Source organism: Erwinia sp. MYb375 (assembly GCF_037479175.1).
In the GTDB taxonomy this organism is placed as follows: Bacteria; Pseudomonadota; Gammaproteobacteria; order Enterobacterales; family Enterobacteriaceae; genus Erwinia; species Erwinia rhapontici.
In genome coordinates, this window is record NZ_JBBGZS010000014.1 from 82,576 (window position 1) to 103,609 (window position 21,034).

General features: G+C 52.3%; 17 protein-coding genes and 2 tRNA genes. 17 read left to right on the forward strand and 2 right to left on the reverse strand.

Annotation, left to right across the window (positions count from 1 at the left end):
* Window positions 1-1,434 (reverse strand): serine-type D-Ala-D-Ala carboxypeptidase, encoded by a 1,434-nt coding sequence (gene dacB, locus WH279_RS06935; RefSeq protein WP_339456231.1) that lies wholly within the window; start codon window positions 1,432-1,434, stop codon window positions 1-3.
* Window positions 1,435-1,683: 249 nt separating this feature from the next.
* On the opposite strand from dacB, the gene greA reads away from it, so the two are divergent.
* Window positions 1,684-2,166 (forward strand): transcription elongation factor GreA, encoded by a 483-nt coding sequence (gene greA / locus WH279_RS06940; protein ID WP_133844053.1) that lies wholly within the window; start codon window positions 1,684-1,686, stop codon window positions 2,164-2,166.
* A 143-nt stretch (window positions 2,167-2,309) separates the two neighbouring features.
* Here the strand turns inward: greA and yhbY are convergent, their stop codons facing one another.
* Window positions 2,310-2,603: a ribosome assembly RNA-binding protein YhbY gene (gene yhbY / locus WH279_RS06945; RefSeq protein ID WP_048914482.1), complete on the reverse strand. Its 294-nt coding sequence runs from the start codon at window positions 2,601-2,603 to the stop codon at window positions 2,310-2,312.
* Window positions 2,604-2,731: 128 nt separating this feature from the next.
* Between yhbY and rlmE the strand changes: the two genes are divergently transcribed.
* The 16 genes from rlmE to WH279_RS07025 all read left to right on the forward strand — a co-directional run bounded on the left by rlmE (window position 2,732) and on the right by WH279_RS07025 (window position 20,981).
* On the forward strand, window positions 2,732-3,361 hold the full coding sequence (gene rlmE / locus WH279_RS06950; RefSeq protein ID WP_133844051.1) for a 23S rRNA (uridine(2552)-2'-O)-methyltransferase RlmE: 630 nt from the start codon (window positions 2,732-2,734) through the stop codon (window positions 3,359-3,361).
* A gap of 114 nt (window positions 3,362-3,475) precedes the next feature.
* The gene (gene ftsH / locus WH279_RS06955; RefSeq protein ID WP_133844050.1) at window positions 3,476-5,386 is read left to right on the forward strand and encodes an ATP-dependent zinc metalloprotease FtsH; all 1,911 of its coding nucleotides are present in this window, start codon (window positions 3,476-3,478) and stop codon (window positions 5,384-5,386) included.
* A 102-nt stretch (window positions 5,387-5,488) separates the two neighbouring features.
* Window positions 5,489-6,328, forward strand: coding sequence for a dihydropteroate synthase (gene folP, locus WH279_RS06960; RefSeq protein WP_159337319.1), 840 nt, complete (start codon window positions 5,489-5,491; stop codon window positions 6,326-6,328).
* A 1-nt stretch (window position 6,329) separates the two neighbouring features.
* Entirely contained in the window at window positions 6,330-7,664 is a 1,335-nt protein-coding gene (glmM, locus tag WH279_RS06965; protein WP_227535618.1) for a phosphoglucosamine mutase, read from the forward strand.
* A gap of 278 nt (window positions 7,665-7,942) precedes the next feature.
* On the forward strand, window positions 7,943-8,275 hold the full coding sequence (secG, locus tag WH279_RS06970; RefSeq protein ID WP_133844044.1) for a preprotein translocase subunit SecG: 333 nt from the start codon (window positions 7,943-7,945) through the stop codon (window positions 8,273-8,275).
* 63 nt (window positions 8,276-8,338) lie between these two features.
* Window positions 8,339-8,425 (forward strand) — tRNA-Leu (locus tag WH279_RS06975).
* A gap of 48 nt (window positions 8,426-8,473) precedes the next feature.
* Window positions 8,474-8,550 (forward strand) — tRNA-Met (locus WH279_RS06980).
* A gap of 210 nt (window positions 8,551-8,760) precedes the next feature.
* Window positions 8,761-9,213, forward strand: a complete 453-nt coding sequence (gene rimP, locus WH279_RS06985; protein ID WP_048914488.1) for a ribosome maturation factor RimP — start codon at window positions 8,761-8,763, stop codon at window positions 9,211-9,213.
* 24 nt (window positions 9,214-9,237) lie between these two features.
* The gene (gene nusA, locus WH279_RS06990; RefSeq protein ID WP_339455402.1) at window positions 9,238-10,743 is read left to right on the forward strand and encodes a transcription termination factor NusA; all 1,506 of its coding nucleotides are present in this window, start codon (window positions 9,238-9,240) and stop codon (window positions 10,741-10,743) included.
* Window positions 10,744-10,767: 24 nt separating this feature from the next.
* On the forward strand, window positions 10,768-13,461 hold the full coding sequence (gene infB, locus WH279_RS06995) for a translation initiation factor IF-2 (protein ID WP_200642741.1): 2,694 nt from the start codon (window positions 10,768-10,770) through the stop codon (window positions 13,459-13,461).
* A 75-nt stretch (window positions 13,462-13,536) separates the two neighbouring features.
* A complete protein-coding gene (rbfA, locus tag WH279_RS07000; protein WP_133844038.1) occupies window positions 13,537-13,950 on the forward strand; it encodes a 30S ribosome-binding factor RbfA in 414 nt (137 codons plus the stop codon).
* On the forward strand, window positions 13,950-14,894 hold the full coding sequence (truB, locus tag WH279_RS07005; RefSeq protein ID WP_133844036.1) for a tRNA pseudouridine(55) synthase TruB: 945 nt from the start codon (window positions 13,950-13,952) through the stop codon (window positions 14,892-14,894). The genes rbfA and truB overlap by 1 nt, the downstream gene beginning before the upstream one ends.
* 231 nt (window positions 14,895-15,125) lie before the next feature.
* On the forward strand, window positions 15,126-15,395 hold the full coding sequence (rpsO, locus tag WH279_RS07010; protein ID WP_133844034.1) for a 30S ribosomal protein S15: 270 nt from the start codon (window positions 15,126-15,128) through the stop codon (window positions 15,393-15,395).
* A gap of 309 nt (window positions 15,396-15,704) precedes the next feature.
* Entirely contained in the window at window positions 15,705-17,840 is a 2,136-nt protein-coding gene (pnp, locus tag WH279_RS07015; RefSeq protein WP_339455403.1) for a polyribonucleotide nucleotidyltransferase, read from the forward strand.
* A gap of 129 nt (window positions 17,841-17,969) precedes the next feature.
* Window positions 17,970-18,854: a lipoprotein NlpI gene (nlpI, locus tag WH279_RS07020; protein WP_200642743.1), complete on the forward strand. Its 885-nt coding sequence runs from the start codon at window positions 17,970-17,972 to the stop codon at window positions 18,852-18,854.
* Window positions 18,855-19,031: 177 nt separating this feature from the next.
* Window positions 19,032-20,981: a DEAD/DEAH family ATP-dependent RNA helicase gene (locus WH279_RS07025; protein ID WP_339455404.1), complete on the forward strand. Its 1,950-nt coding sequence runs from the start codon at window positions 19,032-19,034 to the stop codon at window positions 20,979-20,981.
* Window positions 20,982-21,034 lie beyond the last annotated feature (53 nt).

The following is a 21,034-nucleotide window of genomic DNA, read 5'->3' on the forward strand; positions in this document are numbered from 1 at the left end:
TCAATTATTCTGATAAACGTCTTTATACAAACGGCTTTCGAAACGAACCAAAGGAATACGGCGCTGGCGCTGATCTTCCGGTGGCACAGCGTATCCTGACAGGAACTGCACAAAGGCAACACGTTGTCCGCTGGCGGTCGTCATAAAGCCAGCCAGGTTATACACACCCTGTAAAGACCCCGTTTTTGCTGATACCTTGCCATCAACACCCGCTTCGTGCAGACCGCCGCGATAGCGTAATGTGCCGTCATAACCCGCTAAGGGTAGCATCGAAATATAATTTAATTGCTCATCATTCTGCGCAATATATTGCAGTACCTGCATCATGGTTGCCGGAGAGATCAGATCGTGACGCGACAGCCCGGATCCATCGACCTGAATGCTGTTACCCAGATCGATATTCGCCTTCTGACGCAGGATCTGACGTACGGCATCCGATCCTGCCCGCCATGTACCCGGCACGCCAAAGCGTTCATGGCCAATGGTGCGGAAAACGGTGTCAGCGATCATATTGTCTGACTTCTTCAGCATGATTTTTAGCAGGTCATGCAGCGGTGCTGACTGGGTTTCGGCCAGAACAGTGCCAGGCTGTGTTACCTGAGTCTGCCTGACCAGGTGGCCGGTGTAGTCAATCCCGGCGTTTTGCAGCTCAGCTTTGAGGATCGCGCCTGCGTAACTGGCACCGTCCTGGATGGCAAAAGCCAGCGGTAATGGCTCAGAACGCTGCGTCAGACAGCCCGTAAGGGTAAAGCGGTTAAGCTCACCGGGCACCACATCCAGCTCGCAATACTGTGCATCAGGAGAACCTTTAGCCAGCGTGCGGACTTCGCTGAACATATTGACCGGATAGTAAGATGCGACGCGAATAAACGCCTTATCACCCGGGTTTGGTGCACTATAAAGCGATACTGAGAAGCAGTTGCGATCAACGATGGCAGCGCCGGGTGGGGCACTGAAGCATTGCGTCATGTCATTCCACGGCCAGCCAGGTGCTTTATCGTGGCTGGCAAAAACGGACGTATCAATGACCAGGTTGCCATCAATGTGTTCCACACCTTGTTTTCTCAGTGCGGTAACCATATTACGCACATCCTGACGTGTCAGGGTGGGATCGCCACCAAAACGAGCCACCAGATCGCCGCGAAGTGTATCGCCGCTCACACTGCCTTTACTTTCCAGTTGTGTATGAAAGCGATAATCCGGTCCGAGTTGTAACAACGCGGCGAGAGCGGTGATCACTTTCATGGTGCTGGCGGGCAGTGCCATCTGTTGGCTGTGATAGTCGATAGCTGGCGTTGTGGCACCAATTTTCTGCACAACCAGCGCCAGATTGGCGCCGTCGGGTAAATATTGGGTATAGTCTTCGACGGGCGCAGCCTGCGCTTGCAGCATAAATGCGCAGGTAAAGCCGGTGACAATTCGTGAAAATCGCATAATCTCGCGGTAACTGACAGGTGATGCTGTCATACTACGGTGCATTGTGGTGGAAAGTAAACGATGACCCCCAGGGAACTCTGGGGTAAAATACGTATCAAATTGCAAAATCGAACCTGCCCTGGAGCTTGCTCCGGGTCAGGCTTCTTTCGTTTCAAATCAGTAGTAAGCGCCGCAGGACGCCCTTCCTGCATGCCACCCGTCAGGATGACGACACTTTAAACAGGATAGATTTTAAGAGGTATTGAGATGAACCAGATTCCGATGACGTTGAGGGGCGCGGAAAAACTGCGCGAAGAGCTGGAAGAGCTGAAAACCGTTAAACGCCCTAGAATTATTGCCTCAATTGCAGATGCTCGCGAACACGGCGATTTAAAAGAAAATGCTGAATATCATGCTGCTCGTGAAGAGCAAGGGTTCTGCGAAGGCCGTATTCAGGAAATTGAAGCCAAGCTGTCGAATGCCCAGGTGATTGATGTCACCAAAATGGCGGGCAATGCTAACGGCCGCGTGATTTTCGGTGCCACAGTGACCGTGCTGAATGTGGACACTGATGAAGAGTCTACCTACCGTATCGTAGGGGATGACGAAGCGAACTTTAAGCAGAATCTGATTTCAGTGAACTCACCAATGGCGCGTGGCCTGGTGGGCAAGGTTGCTGATGACATTGCCATTATCAAAACCCCAGGTGGCGATGTGGAATATGAAATCTTAAAAGTAGAATATCTTTAATTTTTACAGTCCTCAAAATAACTGAGGTTTTGTAAAGATAAGAAAAAGGCCGCAACGCGGCCTTTTATCAGAATCAGGAGCATGGCACTTTCTCCAGTCCTGAGCTTAGTATGGACAAGTCGGCCCGAAAACCGACCTGCTCATCAACGCGGAATGGAAATCTTGCGCTCTTTCGTTGGACGGTACAGTACCAGCGTCTTGCCGATAACCTGCACATTGACTGCACGCGTTTCGCGCACGATGGCCTCAACTACCAGGGCTTTCGTCTCACGATCTTCTGTGGCGATTTTCACCTTGATAAGTTCATGGTGCTCCAGTGCTTGTTCGATCTCGGCCAGCACCCCTTCGGTCAAACCATTGTTGCCCAGCATAACAACTGGCTTCAGCGGATGGGCCAGACCTTTCAGGTGCTGTTTTTGTTTGGTACTCAGATTCATCGTATTTTTTACTTACATTGGGATTGAAAACGGGTCATTCTACCGCCATCTCGGGTGTATCACCAAATCGGCAGCGCTGATTTGAGCGGTTTATTTATCGCTTACGTTGAATCATAGTTGGAAATTGTATGACAGGTAAAAAGCGTTCGGCCAGTTCCAGCCGCTGGCTACAGGAACACTTTAGCGATAAATATGTGCTTGAGGCACAGAAAAAAGGGCTGCGCTCGCGCGCCTGGTTTAAACTGGATGAGATACAGCAAGGCGACAAACTGTTCAAACCTGGGATGACTGTGGTGGATCTCGGCGCGGCTCCCGGTGGTTGGTCGCAGTATGTGGTCACCCAGATTGGGGCAAAGGGTCACGTTATTGCTTGTGATCTTCTGCCGATGGATCCTATCGTCGGTGTCGATTTCCTTCAGGGTGACTTTCGTGATGAATTGGTGCTGAAAGCTCTGCTGGAACGCGTAGGTGAGACCAAGGTTCAGGTTGTGATGTCAGATATGGCACCCAACATGACGGGTACGCCTGCCGTCGATATTCCCCGGTCTATGTATTTATGTGAGCTTGCGTTGGAAATGTGCCGTGACGTTTTGGCACCTGGTGGAAGCTTTTTAGTGAAAGTGTTTCAGGGAGATGGCTTTGAAGAATACCTCCGGGAAATTCGCTCCCTGTTTACGAAAGTAAAAATTCGTAAGCCGGACGCTTCGCGCTCTCGTTCGCGTGAAGTGTACATTGTAGCGACAGGGCGCAAACTGTAACCAGAATAACTGGATTGGCTGTCAGCACCTCAGCGATTCCAAGTGTGAAGGATATAGAGTACCCTACGCTGTCTGTTAACACCGTTGTAATATGAGGTTAATCCCTTGAGTGACATGGCGAAAAACCTGATTCTCTGGTTAGTCATCGCAGTCGTGCTGATGTCTGTATTCCAGAGCTTTGGGCCCAGCGAGTCGAATGGCCGTCGGGTTGATTATTCAACCTTCCTGTCGGAAGTGAACCAGGATCAGGTCCGCGAGGCACGTATTAACGGGCGTGAGATTAACGTAACCAAAAAAGACAGTAATCGATATACGACCTACATTCCCGTCAACGATCCTAAGTTGCTCGACAACCTGTTGACTAAAAATGTGAAAGTAGTGGGTGAACCACCAGAAGAGCCGAGCCTGCTGGCGTCGATCTTCATCTCCTGGTTCCCAATGCTGCTACTTATCGGTGTCTGGATCTTCTTTATGCGTCAGATGCAGGGCGGCGGCGGAAAGGGCGCGATGTCCTTCGGCAAGAGCAAGGCCCGCATGCTGACAGAAGATCAAATCAAGACCACCTTTGCGGACGTTGCCGGTTGTGACGAAGCAAAAGAAGAAGTCAGCGAGCTGGTTGAATACCTGCGTGAGCCAAGTCGCTTCCAGAAACTCGGCGGTAAAATTCCGAAAGGCGTACTGATGGTCGGTCCTCCGGGTACCGGTAAAACCTTGCTGGCAAAAGCGATTGCCGGTGAAGCGAAAGTACCTTTCTTTACCATCTCCGGTTCTGACTTCGTTGAAATGTTTGTTGGTGTGGGTGCATCCCGCGTTCGTGACATGTTTGAACAGGCTAAAAAAGCTGCGCCGTGCATTATCTTCATCGATGAAATCGATGCTGTGGGCCGTCAGCGTGGTGCCGGTTTGGGCGGTGGTCACGATGAACGTGAGCAAACCCTGAACCAGATGCTGGTTGAAATGGATGGCTTCGAAGGTAATGAAGGCATCATCGTGATCGCGGCAACTAACCGTCCTGACGTGCTTGACCCGGCATTACTGCGTCCGGGCCGTTTCGACCGTCAGGTTGTGGTTGGCCTGCCAGATGTTCGTGGTCGTGAGCAGATCCTGAAAGTCCATATGCGACGTGTACCGCTGTCGACTGATATGGAACCGTCTGTGATTGCACGTGGTACCCCGGGCTTCTCCGGTGCTGACCTGGCTAACCTGGTCAACGAAGCGGCTCTGTTTGCGGCACGTGGTAATAAGCGTGTGGTATCGATGGTTGAGTTTGAAAAAGCCAAAGATAAAATCATGATGGGGGCAGAACGCCGCTCCATGGTGATGACCGAAGCGCAGAAAGAGTCGACGGCTTACCATGAAGCCGGGCACGCCATTGTCGGTACACTGGTACCCGGTTATGACCCGGTGCATAAAGTGACGATTATTCCGCGTGGACGTGCATTGGGTGTCGCATTCTTCTTGCCTGAGGGTGATGAGATCAGCGCCAACCGTCAGAAGCTGGAAAGCCGTATTTCCGTCGCTTACGGTGGCCGTCTGGCTGAAGAAATCATCTATGGTCCAGACTATGTCTCTACCGGTGCTTCTTCAGACATCAAAATGGCCACCAGCGTTGCGCGCAACATGGTGACTCAATGGGGCTTCTCAGAGAAACTGGGTCCGCTGCTGTATGCTGAAGAAGAAGGTGAAGTATTCCTTGGTCGTTCGGTAGCAAAAGCGAAACACATGTCTGATGAAACGGCGCGTATTATCGATCAGGAAGTGAAAAAACTGATTGATACTAACTACGCCCGTGCTCGCCGTATTCTGGATGAGAATATGGACATCCTTCACGCGATGAAAGACGCGCTGATGAAGTATGAAACCATTGATGCTCCGCAGGTCAGCGATCTGATGGCACGCCGTGAAGTGCGCCCACCAGCGGGTTGGGAAGAGAGCACCAGCTCTGACAACTCCGATAAAAACGGCGGCAGCCCACAGGCACCGCGCCCGGTGGATGATCCGCCGACGCCTACCAGCACCATGTAAAAACTGTGCGGCGGTTTCATTCGCTGTGCTGTAAATTGATATCATCAAAACCCCGGCGCTGACCGGGGTTTTTTTTATCCCTGTTACCGGAGAAAATTTGTTATGAAGCTGTACGCCAGAGATTCCGTGCTCGACCTTTCACATCCTCACGTAATGGGGATTTTGAATGTCACTCCTGACTCTTTTTCCGATGGCGGCAAGCATAATGAGTTAATCCAGGCGCTGACTCATGCCAATGAGATGATCAACGCAGGGGCAACCATCATTGATGTGGGCGGTGAATCCACGCGTCCCGGTGCGGTAGAGGTCAGTGTTCAACAGGAACTGGACCGGGTTATGCCGGTCGTGGAAGCCATTGCACAGCGTTTTGAGGTCTGGATTTCAGTCGATACCTCGAAACCTGACGTTATCCGCGAATCTGCACGGGCAGGCGCGCATATCATCAATGATATTCGTTCCCTGCAGGAACCTGGCGCGTTAGCAGCAGCAGCGGAAACCGGTCTTCCTGTCTGCCTGATGCATATGCAAGGTGAGCCGAAAACGATGCAGCAGGCACCGCAGTATCAGAACATTTTACAGGATGTGGATGCCTTTTTTGTCGAGCATATCGCCCGCTGTGAAGCCGCTGGGATCAAAAAATCGCAACTGTTGCTCGACCCCGGTTTCGGTTTCGGTAAGAATCTCTCCCACAATTATCAATTGCTGGCGCATCTGGCGGATTACCACCACTTTGGCCTGCCGCTGTTGGTAGGAATGTCACGCAAGAGTATGGTTGGTCAGCTATTGAATGTCGGGCCATCCCAGCGCCTGACCGGGAGTCTCGCTTGTGCAGTGATTGCCGCCATGCAGGGAGCCCATATTCTGCGCGTACACGATGTGAAAGAAACCGTAGAGGCGATGCGCGTCGTCGAAGCCACACAGTCTGCAAGGGAAGAAAAATAGTATGAGCGAGCGTAAATATTTTGGTACAGATGGCATCCGCGGCAAAGTGGGTGAGTCTCCGATTACTCCGGACTTCGTGCTGAAGCTGGGCTTTGCTGCAGGTAAAGTGCTGGCGCGTCATGGTTCCAAGAAGATCATTATTGGTAAAGACACGCGTATTTCTGGCTATATGCTGGAGTCTGCACTGGAGGCAGGCCTGGCTGCTGCGGGTCTGTCTGCGGCATTCACCGGTCCGATGCCAACCCCGGCTATCGCATATCTGACCCGCACCTTCCGTGCAGAAGCCGGCATTGTGATTTCTGCGTCACACAATCCCTTTGACGATAACGGCATTAAATTCTTTTCTACCGAAGGCACTAAGCTGCCGGATGAAGTGGAAGAAGCGATCGAAGCGGAAATGGAAAAACCGATTACTTGTGTCGAATCTGCCGAACTGGGGCGTGCCAGCCGTATCGTAGATGCTGCCGGGCGCTATATTGAGTTTTGCAAAGGGACATTCCCGAGCGAGCTGAGTCTGAATGGCTTGAAAATTGTGGTCGACTGCGCAAATGGTGCCACTTATCACATCGCGCCAAACGTATTACGTGAACTGGGTGCTACGGTCATCGCGATTGGTGTACAGCCGGACGGTATGAACATCAACAAAGATTGCGGTGCGACCGATCTCCGCCTGTTGCAGGAGCGTGTGCTGGCAGAAAAAGCCGATGTTGGTCTGGCTTACGATGGCGATGGCGACCGTATCATGATGGTTGACCACCTTGGCCACAAAGTGGATGGCGATCAGATCCTCTATCTTATTGCCCGGGAAGGGCTGCGCCAGGGGCAACTGCGCGGTGGCGTAGTTGGCACACTGATGAGCAACATGGGCCTGGAGCTGGCGCTGAAACAACTGGGTATTCCGTTCGCACGTGCCAAAGTGGGTGACCGCTACGTACTGGAAAAACTGAAAGAGAAGGGCTGGCGCCTGGGGGCTGAGAACTCAGGTCACGTTATTCTGCTGGATAAAACCACCACGGGCGACGGGATTGTTGCAGGCTTGCAGGTGCTGACTGCGATGGTGCGTAACCATATGACCCTGCACGACCTGTGCAGCGGAATGAAACTGTTGCCACAAATTCTGGTGAATGTGCGTTTCAGTGGTGCCACTGATCCGCTGGAAGACAGCCAGGTCAAGTCGGTGACTGCAGAGGTTGAAGCCGAATTAAAAGGGCGTGGACGCGTATTGTTACGTAAGTCAGGCACCGAGCCTCTCATCCGAGTGATGGTGGAAGGTGAGGATGAAGCGCAGGTGACTGCGCTGGCGCACCGTATTGCTGATGCAGTAAAAGCGGTTTAACACGATGCCCGGGACAGTCTTTTTTGAAGTCTTACCGGGCAGTTCGTTTGCAGAATACGTATGTTTATTTCGGCTAAAGCGCGTGTTTTTTCTCCAAAAAACGGCCTTTTGTCGTTTTTTTCCGCAATCAGTAATGGCGTATGAAATTGCCCTTGCACGTGCGGTCACCTTTGGTTAGTATTCACACCCGCTTCATAGGTAGGTCGTTAACTACTTATTAAGACTAACTGGCTTGAAGCTTTTGATGTGCGTTTAACGCACCAGGAACAAGGTTGATTATGTACGAAGCTCTTTTAGTAGTTTTCCTTATTGTGGCAATCGGCCTTGTCGGTCTGATCATGCTTCAGCAAGGTAAAGGCGCTGATATGGGAGCATCATTTGGTGCAGGCGCTTCTGGTACACTGTTCGGTTCTAACGGTTCTGGTAACTTCATGACCCGTATGACTGCAGTACTGGCGACCCTGTTCTTCATTATCAGTCTGGTTCTGGGTAACATCAACAGCAATAAAACCCAGAAAGGAAGCGAGTGGGAAAACCTGACTCAGCCGGCGCAGTCCCAACAGACTCAGCCAGCGAAACCGGTAACACCGGGCAGCGATATCCCGCAGTAAGCAGTAAAAGAAGTTGCAGTAACCGTTTCGACGCGACAGAAATAAAAAAGTCGCCTCTTTAGTGCCGTGGTGGTGGAATTGGTAGACACGCTACCTTGAGGTGGTAGTGCCCGCATGGGCTTACGGGTTCAAGTCCCGTCCTCGGTACCAAATCTCAGTTTTGCTTGCAATTTTTGCAAGTTTTGCGTAGTATTCGGACGCGGGGTGGAGCAGCCTGGTAGCTCGTCGGGCTCATAACCCGAAGGTCGTCGGTTCAAATCCGGCCCCCGCAACCACTTTCCCTTAGAGTTCTTTTTCAAATAAACTGTATACTCCACATTACGTATTTCAGTTGATTTTGAAAAAAATTCTTTTGGATTGTGCCGAGCCGCCAGTGGCGGTTTACAGGGTCCAGTCGCATTAAGCCCCGATATTTCGGGGTTTTTTGTTATCAGGAAGCAGCATCACTGGGCTATAGGCCCTTTTTTTACGTCTTGGGGGTGGGATTGTCCACGTTAGAGCAAAAATTAACAGAGCTGATCTCAGCACCGGTAGAAGCGCTAGGCTACGAACTGGTTGGTATTGAGTTTGTACGCGGTCGCACATCCACCTTGCGCATCTATATTGATAGTGAAGATGGCATCAATGTTGATGATTGCGCTGATGTGAGCCACCAGGTCAGTGCGGTATTTGACGTCGAAGACCCAATTACCGTTGCTTACAACCTCGAAGTCTCCTCGCCTGGTCTTGACCGACCAATGTTTACCGCAGAACATTATGTCCGTTTTACTGGCGAAGAAGTGAGCCTGGTTCTGCGTATGGCGGTCCAGAACCGTCGCAAATGGCAAGGTATCATTAAATCTGTCGAGGGTGAGATGATCACTGTTGCCGTTGAGGGTAACGACGAAGTGTTCGCGCTGAGTAATATCCAGAAGGCGAACCTGGTTCCCCACTTTTAAAAGTCCGGATTGAGGCATACCAGGATGAACAAAGAAATCTTAGCTGTTGTAGAAGCGGTCTCTAATGAGAAGTCCCTCCCACGCGAGAAGATTTTCGAAGCTCTGGAGAGCGCGCTGGCCACAGCCACCAAGAAAAAATACGAGCAGGAAATTGACGTTCGCGTCAGCATCGATCGCAAAAGTGGCGATTTCGATACTTTCCGCCGTTGGTTGATTGTGGACGAAGTGACGATGCCGACGCGTGAAATTACGCTGGAAGCCGCCGTCTACGAAGATGAATCACTGGGCCTGGGTGGCTTTGTTGAAGATCAGATCGAATCTGTGACCTTTGACCGTATCACTACCCAGACTGCCAAGCAGGTTATCGTACAGAAAGTTCGTGAAGCTGAACGCGCGATGGTTGTCGATCAGTTCCGCGAGCAGGAAGGCGAAATCATCACTGGCGTGGTGAAGAAAGTTAACCGTGACAATATCTCACTGGAAGTGCGTCCAAACGATGGTTCTAACACCAACGCAGAAGCCGTGATTATCCGTGAAGATATGTTGCCGCGTGAGAACTTCCGTCCGGGTGACCGTATCCGTGGCGTACTGTACGCTGTGCGCCCTGAAGCGCGTGGTGCTCAGCTGTTCGTCAGCCGTTCTAAACCGGAAATGCTGATCGAACTGTTCCGCATTGAAGTGCCAGAAATTGCTGAAGAAGTTCTTGAAATTAAAGCCGCTGCGCGCGATCCAGGCTCCCGAGCTAAAATCGCAGTGAAAACCAACGACAAGCGTATCGACCCGGTCGGTGCTTGTGTCGGTATGCGTGGTGCGCGTGTTCAGGCGGTATCCAGTGAGCTGGGTGGCGAGCGTATTGATATCGTGCTGTGGGATGATAATCCTGCGCAGTTCGTGATCAACGCAATGGCCCCGGCGGATGTCGCCTCTATCGTGGTGGATGAAGATAATCACACCATGGATATCGCTGTGGAAGCCGGTAATCTGGCCCAGGCGATCGGCCGTAATGGCCAAAACGTGCGTTTGGCTTCACAGTTAAGTGGCTGGGAGCTGAACGTGATGACGGTCGACGACCTGCAGGCCAAGCATCAGGCTGAAGCTCATGCTGCCATTGACGTCTTTACCAAACATCTCTATATCGACGAAGACTTCGCGACCATTCTGGTCGAAGAAGGCTTCTCTTCTCTGGAAGAGCTGGCTTATGTGCCGATTAACGAGCTGCTGGAAATCGACGGTCTTGATGAAGAGACAGTAGAAGCGTTGCGCGACCGAGCTAAAAACGCGTTAACCACCCTGGCACTGGCCAAGGAAGAGAGCCTCGGCGACACCCAACCGGCAGAAGATTTACTGAGCCTGGAAGGACTGGAACGCGAGATGGCCTTCAAGCTGGCAGCTAAAGGCGTATGTACGCTGGAAGATCTTGCCGAGCAGGGTGTTGACGATCTGTCAGATATTGAGGGCCTGAACGATGAAAGGGCTGGTGAGCTGATTATGGCTGCACGAAATATCTGTTGGTTCGGCGACGACGCGTAATAAACTGTAGCAGGAAGGAACAGCATGACGACAGATGTAACCGTAAAATCCCTGGCCGCAGAGATTCAGACGCCGGTAGAACGCCTGGTACAGCAATTTGCTGATGCAGGGATCCAAAAGTCTGAGACTGACTCTGTTACCCAGCATGAAAAAGAGACTTTGCTGACCCATCTGAACCGCGATCATGGCGGCGGATCTGGTAAGCTTACTCTGCAGCGCAAAACGCGCAGCACCTTGAATGTTCCAGGCACCGGGGGCAAAAGTAAGTCGGTGCAAATCGAAGTCCGCAAAAAACGCACTTATGTAAAAGGCGATCCGGTTGATGCTGAACAAGCAGAAGCGGAAGCCCAGGCAGAGCGTGAAGCGGAAGAACTGGCTCGTCGCGAGGCTGAAGAACAAGCCCAGCGCGCAGCTCAAGACAAAGCGAAGCGTGAAGCCGAGGAGCAGGCCAAACGTGAGGCAGCTGATAAAGCCAAACGTGATGCAGCGGAAAGAGATAAAGTGAGCAATCAACATACCGACGAAACAACCCGGGCTTCCCAGTCCGATAAAGCCCGCCGTGAAGCGGAATCGGCAGAACTGAAGCGTAAAGCTGAAGAAGAAGCGCGTCGCAAGATCGAAGAAGAAGCGAAGCGCGTAGCCGAAGAAGCACGCAAAATGGCGGAAGAGAAAGGCGAAGAGTGGACGCAGGTTAAAGAAGTGGAAGACACTTCTGATTACCACGTTACGACTTCAACTCACGCTCGTGCAGCAGAAGACGAAAATGACGCACAGGTCGAAGGTGACCGTCGTACTCGTACTGCAACACGTCCAGCTAAAGCCCCTGTTCGCAAGAAAGGCAACAAGCATTCTGAAGCGAAAACTGACCGCGAAGAAGCGCGTGCTCAGGTTCGTGGCGGCAAAGGCGGCAAACGCAAGCCAAGTACACTGCAGCAGGGCTTCAACAAGCCAGCTCAGGCTGTTAACCGTGACGTTATCATCGGTGAAACTGTCACCGTAGCGGAACTGGCTAACAAGATGGCGGTGAAAGGCTCCCAGGTCATCAAAGCGATGATGAAAATGGGCGCTATGGCCACCATCAACCAGGTCATCGACCAGGAAACGGCTCAGATGGTAGCGGAAGAAATGGGTCACAAAGTGACTCTGCGCCGCGAAAATGAGCTGGAAGAAGCGGTCATGAGTGACCGTGATACCGATGCGGTGCATGAGTCTCGTGCGCCGGTCGTCACTATCATGGGTCACGTTGACCACGGTAAAACATCTCTGCTGGACTACATTCGCTCCACCAAAGTCGCCTCTGGCGAAGCGGGCGGCATTACTCAGCATATCGGTGCTTACCACGTTGAAACTGACAACGGTATGGTCACCTTCCTGGATACCCCAGGCCACGCAGCGTTTACTTCAATGCGTGCCCGCGGTGCTCAGGCAACGGATATCGTTATCCTGGTGGTTGCAGCAGACGATGGCGTGATGCCACAGACTATCGAAGCGATCCAGCATGCGAAAGCGGCCAAAGTGCCGGTTGTCGTTGCGGTGAACAAATGCGATAAGCCTGAAGCTGATCCAGACCGTGTTAAAACCGAGCTCACTCAATACGGTATCATTCCGGAAGAGTGGGGCGGCGAAAACATGTTCGTTAGCGTTTCTGCTAAAGTCGGTACCGGTATCGATGACCTGCTGAATGCTATCCTGCTGCAGGCGGAAGTTCTCGAACTGAGCGCAGTGCGTCAGGGTATGGCAAGCGGTGTGGTTATCGAGTCCTTCCTGGATAAAGGTCGTGGCCCGGTTGCAACCGTACTGGTTCGTGAAGGTACGCTGAACAAAGGCGATATCGTCCTGTGTGGCTTCGAATACGGCCGTGTCCGTGCGATGCGCGACGAGTTGGGCCGCGAAGTACTGACTGCGGGCCCATCTATTCCGGTTGAGATCCTTGGCCTGTCCGGTGTGCCGGCAGCGGGTGATGAAGCGACCGTCGTACGTGACGAGAAGAAAGCACGTGAAGTGGCACTGTATCGTCAGGGCAAATTCCGTGAAGTTAAGCTGGCTCGTCAGCAGAAATCTAAGCTGGAAAACATGTTTGCGAACATGACCGAAGGCGAAGTGTCTGAACTGAACATCGTACTGAAAGCTGACGTACAGGGTTCTGTAGAAGCTATCTCCGAATCCCTGATGAAGCTGTCTACTGATGAAGTGAAAGTGAAAATCATCGGTTCTGGTGTGGGTGGTATTACTGAAACCGACGCCACGCTGGCAGCAGCATCTAACGCAATCCTGGTGGGCTTCAACGTTCGTGCCGATGCATCTGCGCGCCGCGTGATTGATTCCGAAAGCCTGGATCTGCGTTACTACTCCGTCATCTATAATCTGATTGACGAAGTGAAAGCAGCGATGAGCGGCATGTTGGCACCTGAGTACAAACAGCAGATCATCGGTCTGGCTGCCGTACGTGACGTGTTCAAATCACCGAAATTTGGTGCTATCGCGGGCTGTATGGTGACGGAAGGTAATATCAAACGTCACAACCCAATCCGCGTACTGCGTGACAACGTGGTTATCTATGAAGGCGAGCTGGAATCCCTGCGCCGCTTCAAAGATGACGTTAACGAAGTCCGTAACGGCATGGAATGTGGTATCGGCGTGAAGAACTACAACGATGTACGTGTTGGCGATATGATCGAAGTATTCGAAATTATCGAAATCCAGCGTACCATCGACTGAGTCGACGACCGCAATCAGCAACATTAATATTTGGGAGGCTTCTGGCCTCCCAATTCTTTATAGAGAGATAATATTATGGCGAAAGAATTTGGTCGCCCTCAGCGCGTTTCTCAAGAGCTGCAAAAAGAGATTGCTATCATTTTGCAGCGTGAGATTAAAGACCCACGTCTTGGCATGATGGTCACCGTTTCAGGTGTTGATGTGTCGCGTGACCTGGCCTATGCCAAAGTGTTCGTGACCTTCCTCAACGACAAAGATGAAGCCGCAATCAAAGGTGGCCTGCGCGCCCTGGGTGACGCTTCTGGCTATATCCGTACGCTGCTCGGCAAAGCGATGCGCCTGCGTATCGTGCCTGAACTGACCTTCTTCTACGATAACTCGCTGGTTGAAGGGATGCGCATGTCTAACCTCGTGACTAACGTGGTCAGAAATGACGAAGAGCGTCGCGGTCCGGCAGAAGAAAATCAGGAAGAAGGTAAAGCAGAGTAATGAGTCGTCCTCGCCGTCGCGGTCGCGATATCCACGGTGTGCTGTTGCTGGATAAGCCTACGGGCTTGTCCTCCAACGATGCGCTGCAGAAAGTGAAACGTTTGTATAACGCCAATCGTGCCGGTCATACCGGTGCGCTGGATCCACTGGCGACAGGCATGCTGCCGATTTGCCTGGGGGAAGCGACGAAATTCTCCCAGTATCTGCTGGAATCTGATAAACGTTACCGTGTGATAGCCCGCCTGGGGCAGCGCACTGATACGTCGGATGCGGATGGTGTGATTGTCAGTGAGCGTCCGGTGGCGTTTACGGCAGAAGCACTTGAACAGGCGCTGGAAAGTTTCCGCGGTGTTACGCAGCAGATCCCGTCGATGTATTCGGCACTGAAATATCAGGGGCGTAAGCTGTACGAATATGCCCGTGAAGGTATTGAAGTGCCGCGTGAATCGCGCAGCATTCAGGTGTACGAGCTGTTGTTTATTCGCCATGAAGGGAATGAACTTGAGCTGGAAATCCACGTTTCGAAAGGGACGTATATTCGCACTATCATCGACGATCTCGGTGAAAAGCTTGGCTGTGGCGCACATGTCACTTATTTGCGCCGTTTGCAGGTTGCCACCTATCCGATCGAGAAAATGGTCACGCTGGAACAGCTGAGTGCGTTGACGGAAGAAGCACACCGTAGTGAACAGTTGCCTGCCGACCTGCTGGACGCGCTGTTGATGCCCATGGACAGCCCAGCGGCCGAGTACCCGGTGGTGAACCTGCTGAGTTCGGTGGCTGCTTACTTCAAGCAAGGTATGCCGGTTCAGGCGGCGGGGGCCCCCGCCAGTGGGCTGGTGCGCGTGACGGAAGGCGACGATCAGAAATTTATCGGTATGGCGGAAATCGCTGACGATGGGCGCGTGGCGCCGCGCCGGCTGGTTGTAGAATATTTCGACTAGCATTACCCAAAATAGTTCGGGTTGCAGGAAGGCGGCACGTTTGTGAATACCCGGGAGCATAGAGTACTATGTGACCGGATGAGCAAGCGTAGCCAGCGCATCTGCTGCTCGAAATATGACGGGTAAATTTGCGCTTGTCTGGCGCTAAGAGTAGAATGGCGCGGCTTTACACTGGGTGGCTGAATTAGAGATCGGCGCCTGTACATTTATCTTAATTTTTGGAGTTGTCTCATGTCTCTAAGTGTTGAAACTAAAGCACAGATCGTTGCTGATTTCGGTCGTGGCGCAAATGACAGTGGTTCTACTGAAGTTCAGGTTGCATTGCTGAGCGCACAGATTAGTCACCTGCAGGGTCACTTCTCTGAGCACAAGAAAGACCACCACAGCCGTCGCGGTCTGCTGCGTATGGTTTCCCAGCGTCGTAAGCTGCTGGATTACCTGAAGCGTAAAGATGTTGCACGTTACACCAGCCTGATCGAACGTCTGGGTCTGCGTCGCTAATTCTTACAGGTTGTCCTGCCACGGTTTCAGTACATCTGAATACTAAAGTGGGTAATCGGACAACCTGGTGCGAGTTTCGCTGGAAAGGGGCCTTTATGGCCCCTTTTTTCAAGCAAGCGGCAGCAATTAAACGCAAACTATTGTATTGTTGGTGAGTGTGATCTTCAGTTGCAGAGGTTCGCGCGGCTAATGAGAGGCTTTATCCCATCTGGGATCAGGGTTGTCATTAGTCGCGAGGATGCAAGAATGAAGATTAGAAATCCACGGTCGGTATAAAAAACTACCGGCCCTGAAGTTAAGGAACTAATTTTGCTGAATCCGATCGTCAAAAAATTCCAGTATGGTCAGCACACCGTCACACTTGAGACCGGTATGATGGCCCGCCAGGCAACGGCCGCCGTAATGGTAAGCATGGACGACACCGCAGTGTTCGTTACCGTTGTAGGCCGCAAAACGCCTAAGCCAGGCCAGGACTTCTTCCCACTGACGGTTAACTACCAGGAGCGTACTTATGCTGCTGGTCGTATCCCGGGCAGCTTCTTCCGTCGTGAAGGTCGTCCAAGCGAAGGTGAAACACTGACCTCTCGCCTGATTGACCGTCCACTTCGCCCACTGTTCCCGGAAGGCTTTGTAAACGAAGTGCAGGTTATCGCTACCGTTGTTTCTGTTAACCCACAGGTTAACCCGGACATCGTTGCGCTTATCGGTGCTTCTGCTGCTCTGGCGCTGTCTGGCCTGCCATTCAACGGTCCAATCGGTGCGGCACGCGTCGGTTACCTGAATGACCAGTACGTACTGAACCCAACCACCGACGAACTCAAAGAGAGCAAGCTGGACCTGGTGGTTGCCGGTACGAAAGGCGCAGTGCTGATGGTTGAGTCTGAAGCTGAGCTGTTAAGCGAAGATCAGATGCTGGGTGCGGTGGTGTTTGGCCACGACCAGCAGCAGATCGTTATCGACACCATCAACGAACTGGTCGCTGAAGCAGGCAAACCGCGTTGGGACTGGACGCCAGAAGCTGTCAACGAAGCGTTACACGCGCGTATTGCTGCACTGGCTGAATCTCGTTTGAGCGATGCGTATCGCATCACTGAAAAACAGGAACGTTACAACCAGGTTGGCGTGATCAAATCTGAAACCACAGCAGCACTGCTGGCGGAAGAAGAGACCCTGGACGCTGGCGAAATCAGCGACATCCTGCACACGCTGGAGAAGAACGTTGTGCGTAGCCGCATTCTGCGCGGTGAGCCACGTATCGATGGCCGTGAAAAAGACATGATCCGTGGTCTGGATGTGCGTACCGGTGTTCTGCCACGTACTCATGGTTCAGCACTGTTCACCCGTGGTGAGACTCAGGCACTGGTTACCGCAACGCTGGGTACTGCCCGTGATGCGCAGAACCTTGACGAGCTGATGGGCGAGCGTACTGACAACTTCCTGTTCCACTATAACTTCCCTCCGTACTCTGTCGGTGAAACCGGCATGGTTGGTTCGCCTAAGCGTCGTGAAATTGGTCACGGTCGTCTGGCGAAACGCGGTGTGCTGGCAGTGATGCCAAAAGGCGATGCGTTCCCGTACACCGTACGTGTTGTGTCTGAAATCACCGAATCTAACGGCTCGTCTTCAATGGCGTCCGTGTGTGGTGCTTCTCTGGCACTGATGGATGCTGGTGTCCCCATCAAAGCGGCCGTAGCCGGTATCGCGATGGGTCTGGTAAAAGACAACGACAACTTTGTTGTTCTGTCTGACATTCTGGGCGACGAAGATCACCTCGGTGACATGGACTTCAAAGTAGCCGGTAGCCGTGAAGGTATCACCGCGCTGCAGATGGACATTAAAATTGAAGGTATCACCCGCGAAATCATGCAGGAAGCACTGAACCAGGCTAAGGGTGCGCGTCTGCATATCCTGAGCGTGATGGAACAGGCTATCAGCACCCCGCGTGGCGACATCTCTCAGTTTGCACCACGTATTCACACCATCAAGATCAGCGTTGATAAGATTAAAGACGTGATCGGTAAAGGTGGTTCTGTTATCCGTGCGCTGACTGAAGAAACCGGCACCACCATCGAAATCGAAGATGATGGTACCGTTAAAATCGCAGCGACCGACGGTGAGAAAGCGAAATTTGCTATCCGTCGTATCGAAGAAATCACCGCAGAAATCGAAGTGGGCCGTATCTACAACGGTAAAGTGACCCGCATCGTTGATTTCGGTGCCTTCGTCGCTATCGGTGGTGGTAAAGAAGGTCTGGTACACATTTCTCAGATCGCTGATAAGCGTGTAGAGAAAGTGACTGACTACCTGCAGATGGGCCAGGAAGTGCCAGTGAAAGTACTGGAAGTTGACCGTCAGGGTCGCGTACGCCTGAGCATCAAAGAAGCCAGCGAACAGACACAGCCTGAAGCTGAAGCTCCTGCAGCACCCGCTCCTGAAGCAGAATAAAAGCATTACCATTGAGTCCTCTGCATCTTCGGATGCGGAGGATTGTTATAACGCGAGGGCGGGATGGCCTTGTGAACGGCAGGCGGATGACAGGATGCTCGTCCTAATGTTTGTTTTCGGGAGTGGTAAATGAAGCCATTTTTGCGCTGGTGTATTGTTGCGACAGCTTTGACGCTGGCAGGATGCAGCAACACCGATTGGCGTAAGAACGAAGTATTGGCGGTACCATTGCAGCCTACGCTGCAACAGGAAGTCATTCTCGCTCGTATGGAACAAATACTTGCCAGTCGGTCATTGACCGATGATGAACGCGCACAGCTGTTATATGAGCGCGGAGTGTTGTATGATAGTCTCGGTCTGAGAGCACTGGCGCGAAATGATTTTTCACAAGCGCTGTCTATCAGACCTGATATGCCCGAAGTATTCAATTACTTAGGCATATATTTAACGCAGGCAGGCAATTTTGATGCTGCCTATGAAGCGTTCGATTCTGTACTTGAGCTTGATCCAACTTACAATTATGCGCGTTTAAATCGAGGTATCGCTCTCTATTACGGCGGAAGATTTAAACTGGCGCAAGATGATCTGCTGGCGTTTTATCAAGACGATCCTAACGATCCCTTCCGCAGCCTGTGGCTGTATCTTACTGAACGTGAGATCAACGCAGACCAGGCCAAAGTTTCGCTCAAGCAGCGTTACGAAAAAGCGGTGAAGGAACAATGGGGATGGAATATTGTCGAGTTCTACCTGGGCGATATCAGCGAAAAAACGCTGATTGAACGGCTCCAGGCGGACGCAACGGATAACACCTCGCTCGCTGAACATCTCAGTGAAACCAACTTCTATTTAGGTAAGTACTACCTAAGTCTGGGGGAGAAGGACAACGCCCAAGCGTTGTTCAAGCTGACGGTCGCCAACAACGTTCACAACTTTGTTGAGCATCGATATGCATTGTTGGAGCTGGCGCTACTCGGCCAGACACAAGACGATTTATCAGAATCTGACCAGCAATAGCTGACGAACTTTTATTGCCCGAATTTTCGAAAAGTCATCATCTTAGCGGATGAGGGCCTTTTTGTTCGTCGAAACCACTAATTTGAGCCGGTTCACACTTTTTGATGAAAATGACTTAAAATTTTCACGACGAGTTATGTAGACTGGCCCCCGCAATCTAAGAGGCACGTGTACTACATGACTGATATCCAAACTACTACTGATATCCAAACTACTTTTGCTGACCTTGGCCTGAACGCCGACCTCCTCGAATCACTGACCGGCATGGGCTACGTTAAGCCCTCTCCAATCCAGCTTGAGTGTATTCCTCATCTGCTGGCTGGCCGTGATGTTCTGGGTATGGCACAGACCGGCAGTGGCAAAACTGCAGCATTCTCGCTGCCTTTGTTACACAACATTGACCCTACCGTTAAAGCGCCACAGATTCTGGTGCTGGCACCGACCCGCGAACTGGCGGTTCAGGTTGCTGAAGCGATGACCGAATTCTCCAAACACATGCGCGGTCTGAACGTGGTTGCCCTTTACGGCGGCCAGCGTTATGACGTGCAGCTGCGTGCTCTGCGTCAGGGACCACAGGTTGTTGTGGGTACACCTGGCCGTTTGCTTGATCACCTGAAACGCGGCACGTTAGACCTGTCTAACCTGCGCGGTCTGGTGCTGGACGAAGCCGATGAAATGCTGCGTATGGGCTTCATCGAAGACGTTGAAACTATCATGGCTCAGATCCCAGACAATCATCAGACTGCTCTGTTCTCTGCCACCATGCCAGAAGCCATTCGTCGTATTACCAAACGCTTCATGAAAGATCCGCAGGAAGTGCGTATCCAGTCAAGCATGACGACCCGTCCTGACATCAGCCAGAGCTACTGGACTGCCTATGGCCGTAAAACTGATGCACTGACTCGCTTCCTGGAATCTGAAGACTTTGACGCTGCAATCATCTTCGTGCGTACCAAAAGCGCTACGCTGGAAGTGGCTGAAGCGCTGGAGCGTAGCGGTTACAACAGTGCTGCACTGAATGGTGACATGAACCAGGCACTGCGTGAGCAGACGCTGGAGCGCTTGAAAGATGGTCGTCTGGACATTCTGATTGCGACAGATGTTGCTGCCCGTGGTCTGGACGTTGAGCGTATCAGCCTGGTTGTTAACTATGATATCCCGATGGACGCAGAATCTTACGTTCACCGTATCGGCCGTACCGGTCGTGCGGGTCGTGCTGGCCGTGCTCTGCTGTTCGTTGAGAATCGTGAGCGTCGCCTGCTGCGTAACATCGAACGCACCATGAAGCTGACTATTCCTGAAGTAGAACTGCCGAATGCAGAACTGCTGGGTGAGCGTCGTCTGGCTAAATTTGCTGCTAAAGTTCAGCAGCAGCTGGAAAGCAGCGATCTGGAGCAGTACCGTGCTCTGCTGGCTAAAATGCAGCCGGAAGAAGAGCTGGATATCGAAACGCTGGCCGCAGCACTGCTGAAAATGGCTCAGGGCGAACGTCCACTGATCGTTCCAGCTGATGCACCACAGCGTCCACGCAGCCAGTTCCGTGACCGTGATGACAGCCGTGACAATCGCCGTGGTGACCGTCCGGACCGTGGTCCACGTGAACCACGCGAAGCACGCAGTGGTGAAGCACGTGGTGATGCGCCGCGTCGTGAACGTCGTGATGTTGGTGATATGGAAGTGTACCGCATTGAAGTGGGCCGTGATGATGGTGTTGAAGTTCGTCACATCGTTGGCGCTATCGCTAACGAAGGTGATATCAGCAGCCGTTACATTGGTAACATCAAGCTGTTCGGTACTCACTCTACGATCGAACTGCCAAAAGGCATGCCGGGCGAAGTTCTGTCACACTTCACTCGTACGCGTATTCTGAACAAACCAATGAATATGCAGCTGATTGGCGATGCACAGCCACGCAGCAATGACCGTGGCGGCGAACGTCGTCCAAGCGGCCCTGCACGTGGTGGCTTCGGCGCTGGCGCAGGTCGTGAAGGTGGCGCTCCACGCGGTGGTGCTGAAGGCGGTCGTCGTTTCAGCAATGACCGTGGCGGCGAACGTCGTCCAGGTGGCACCAGCCGTGGTCCACGCACTGAAGGCGGCGCAGCACCAACCCGTCGTCGTGATGCGTAATCACTGATGCCCAATAAAAAACCAGCCTTCGGGCTGGTTTTTTTATATCTGCG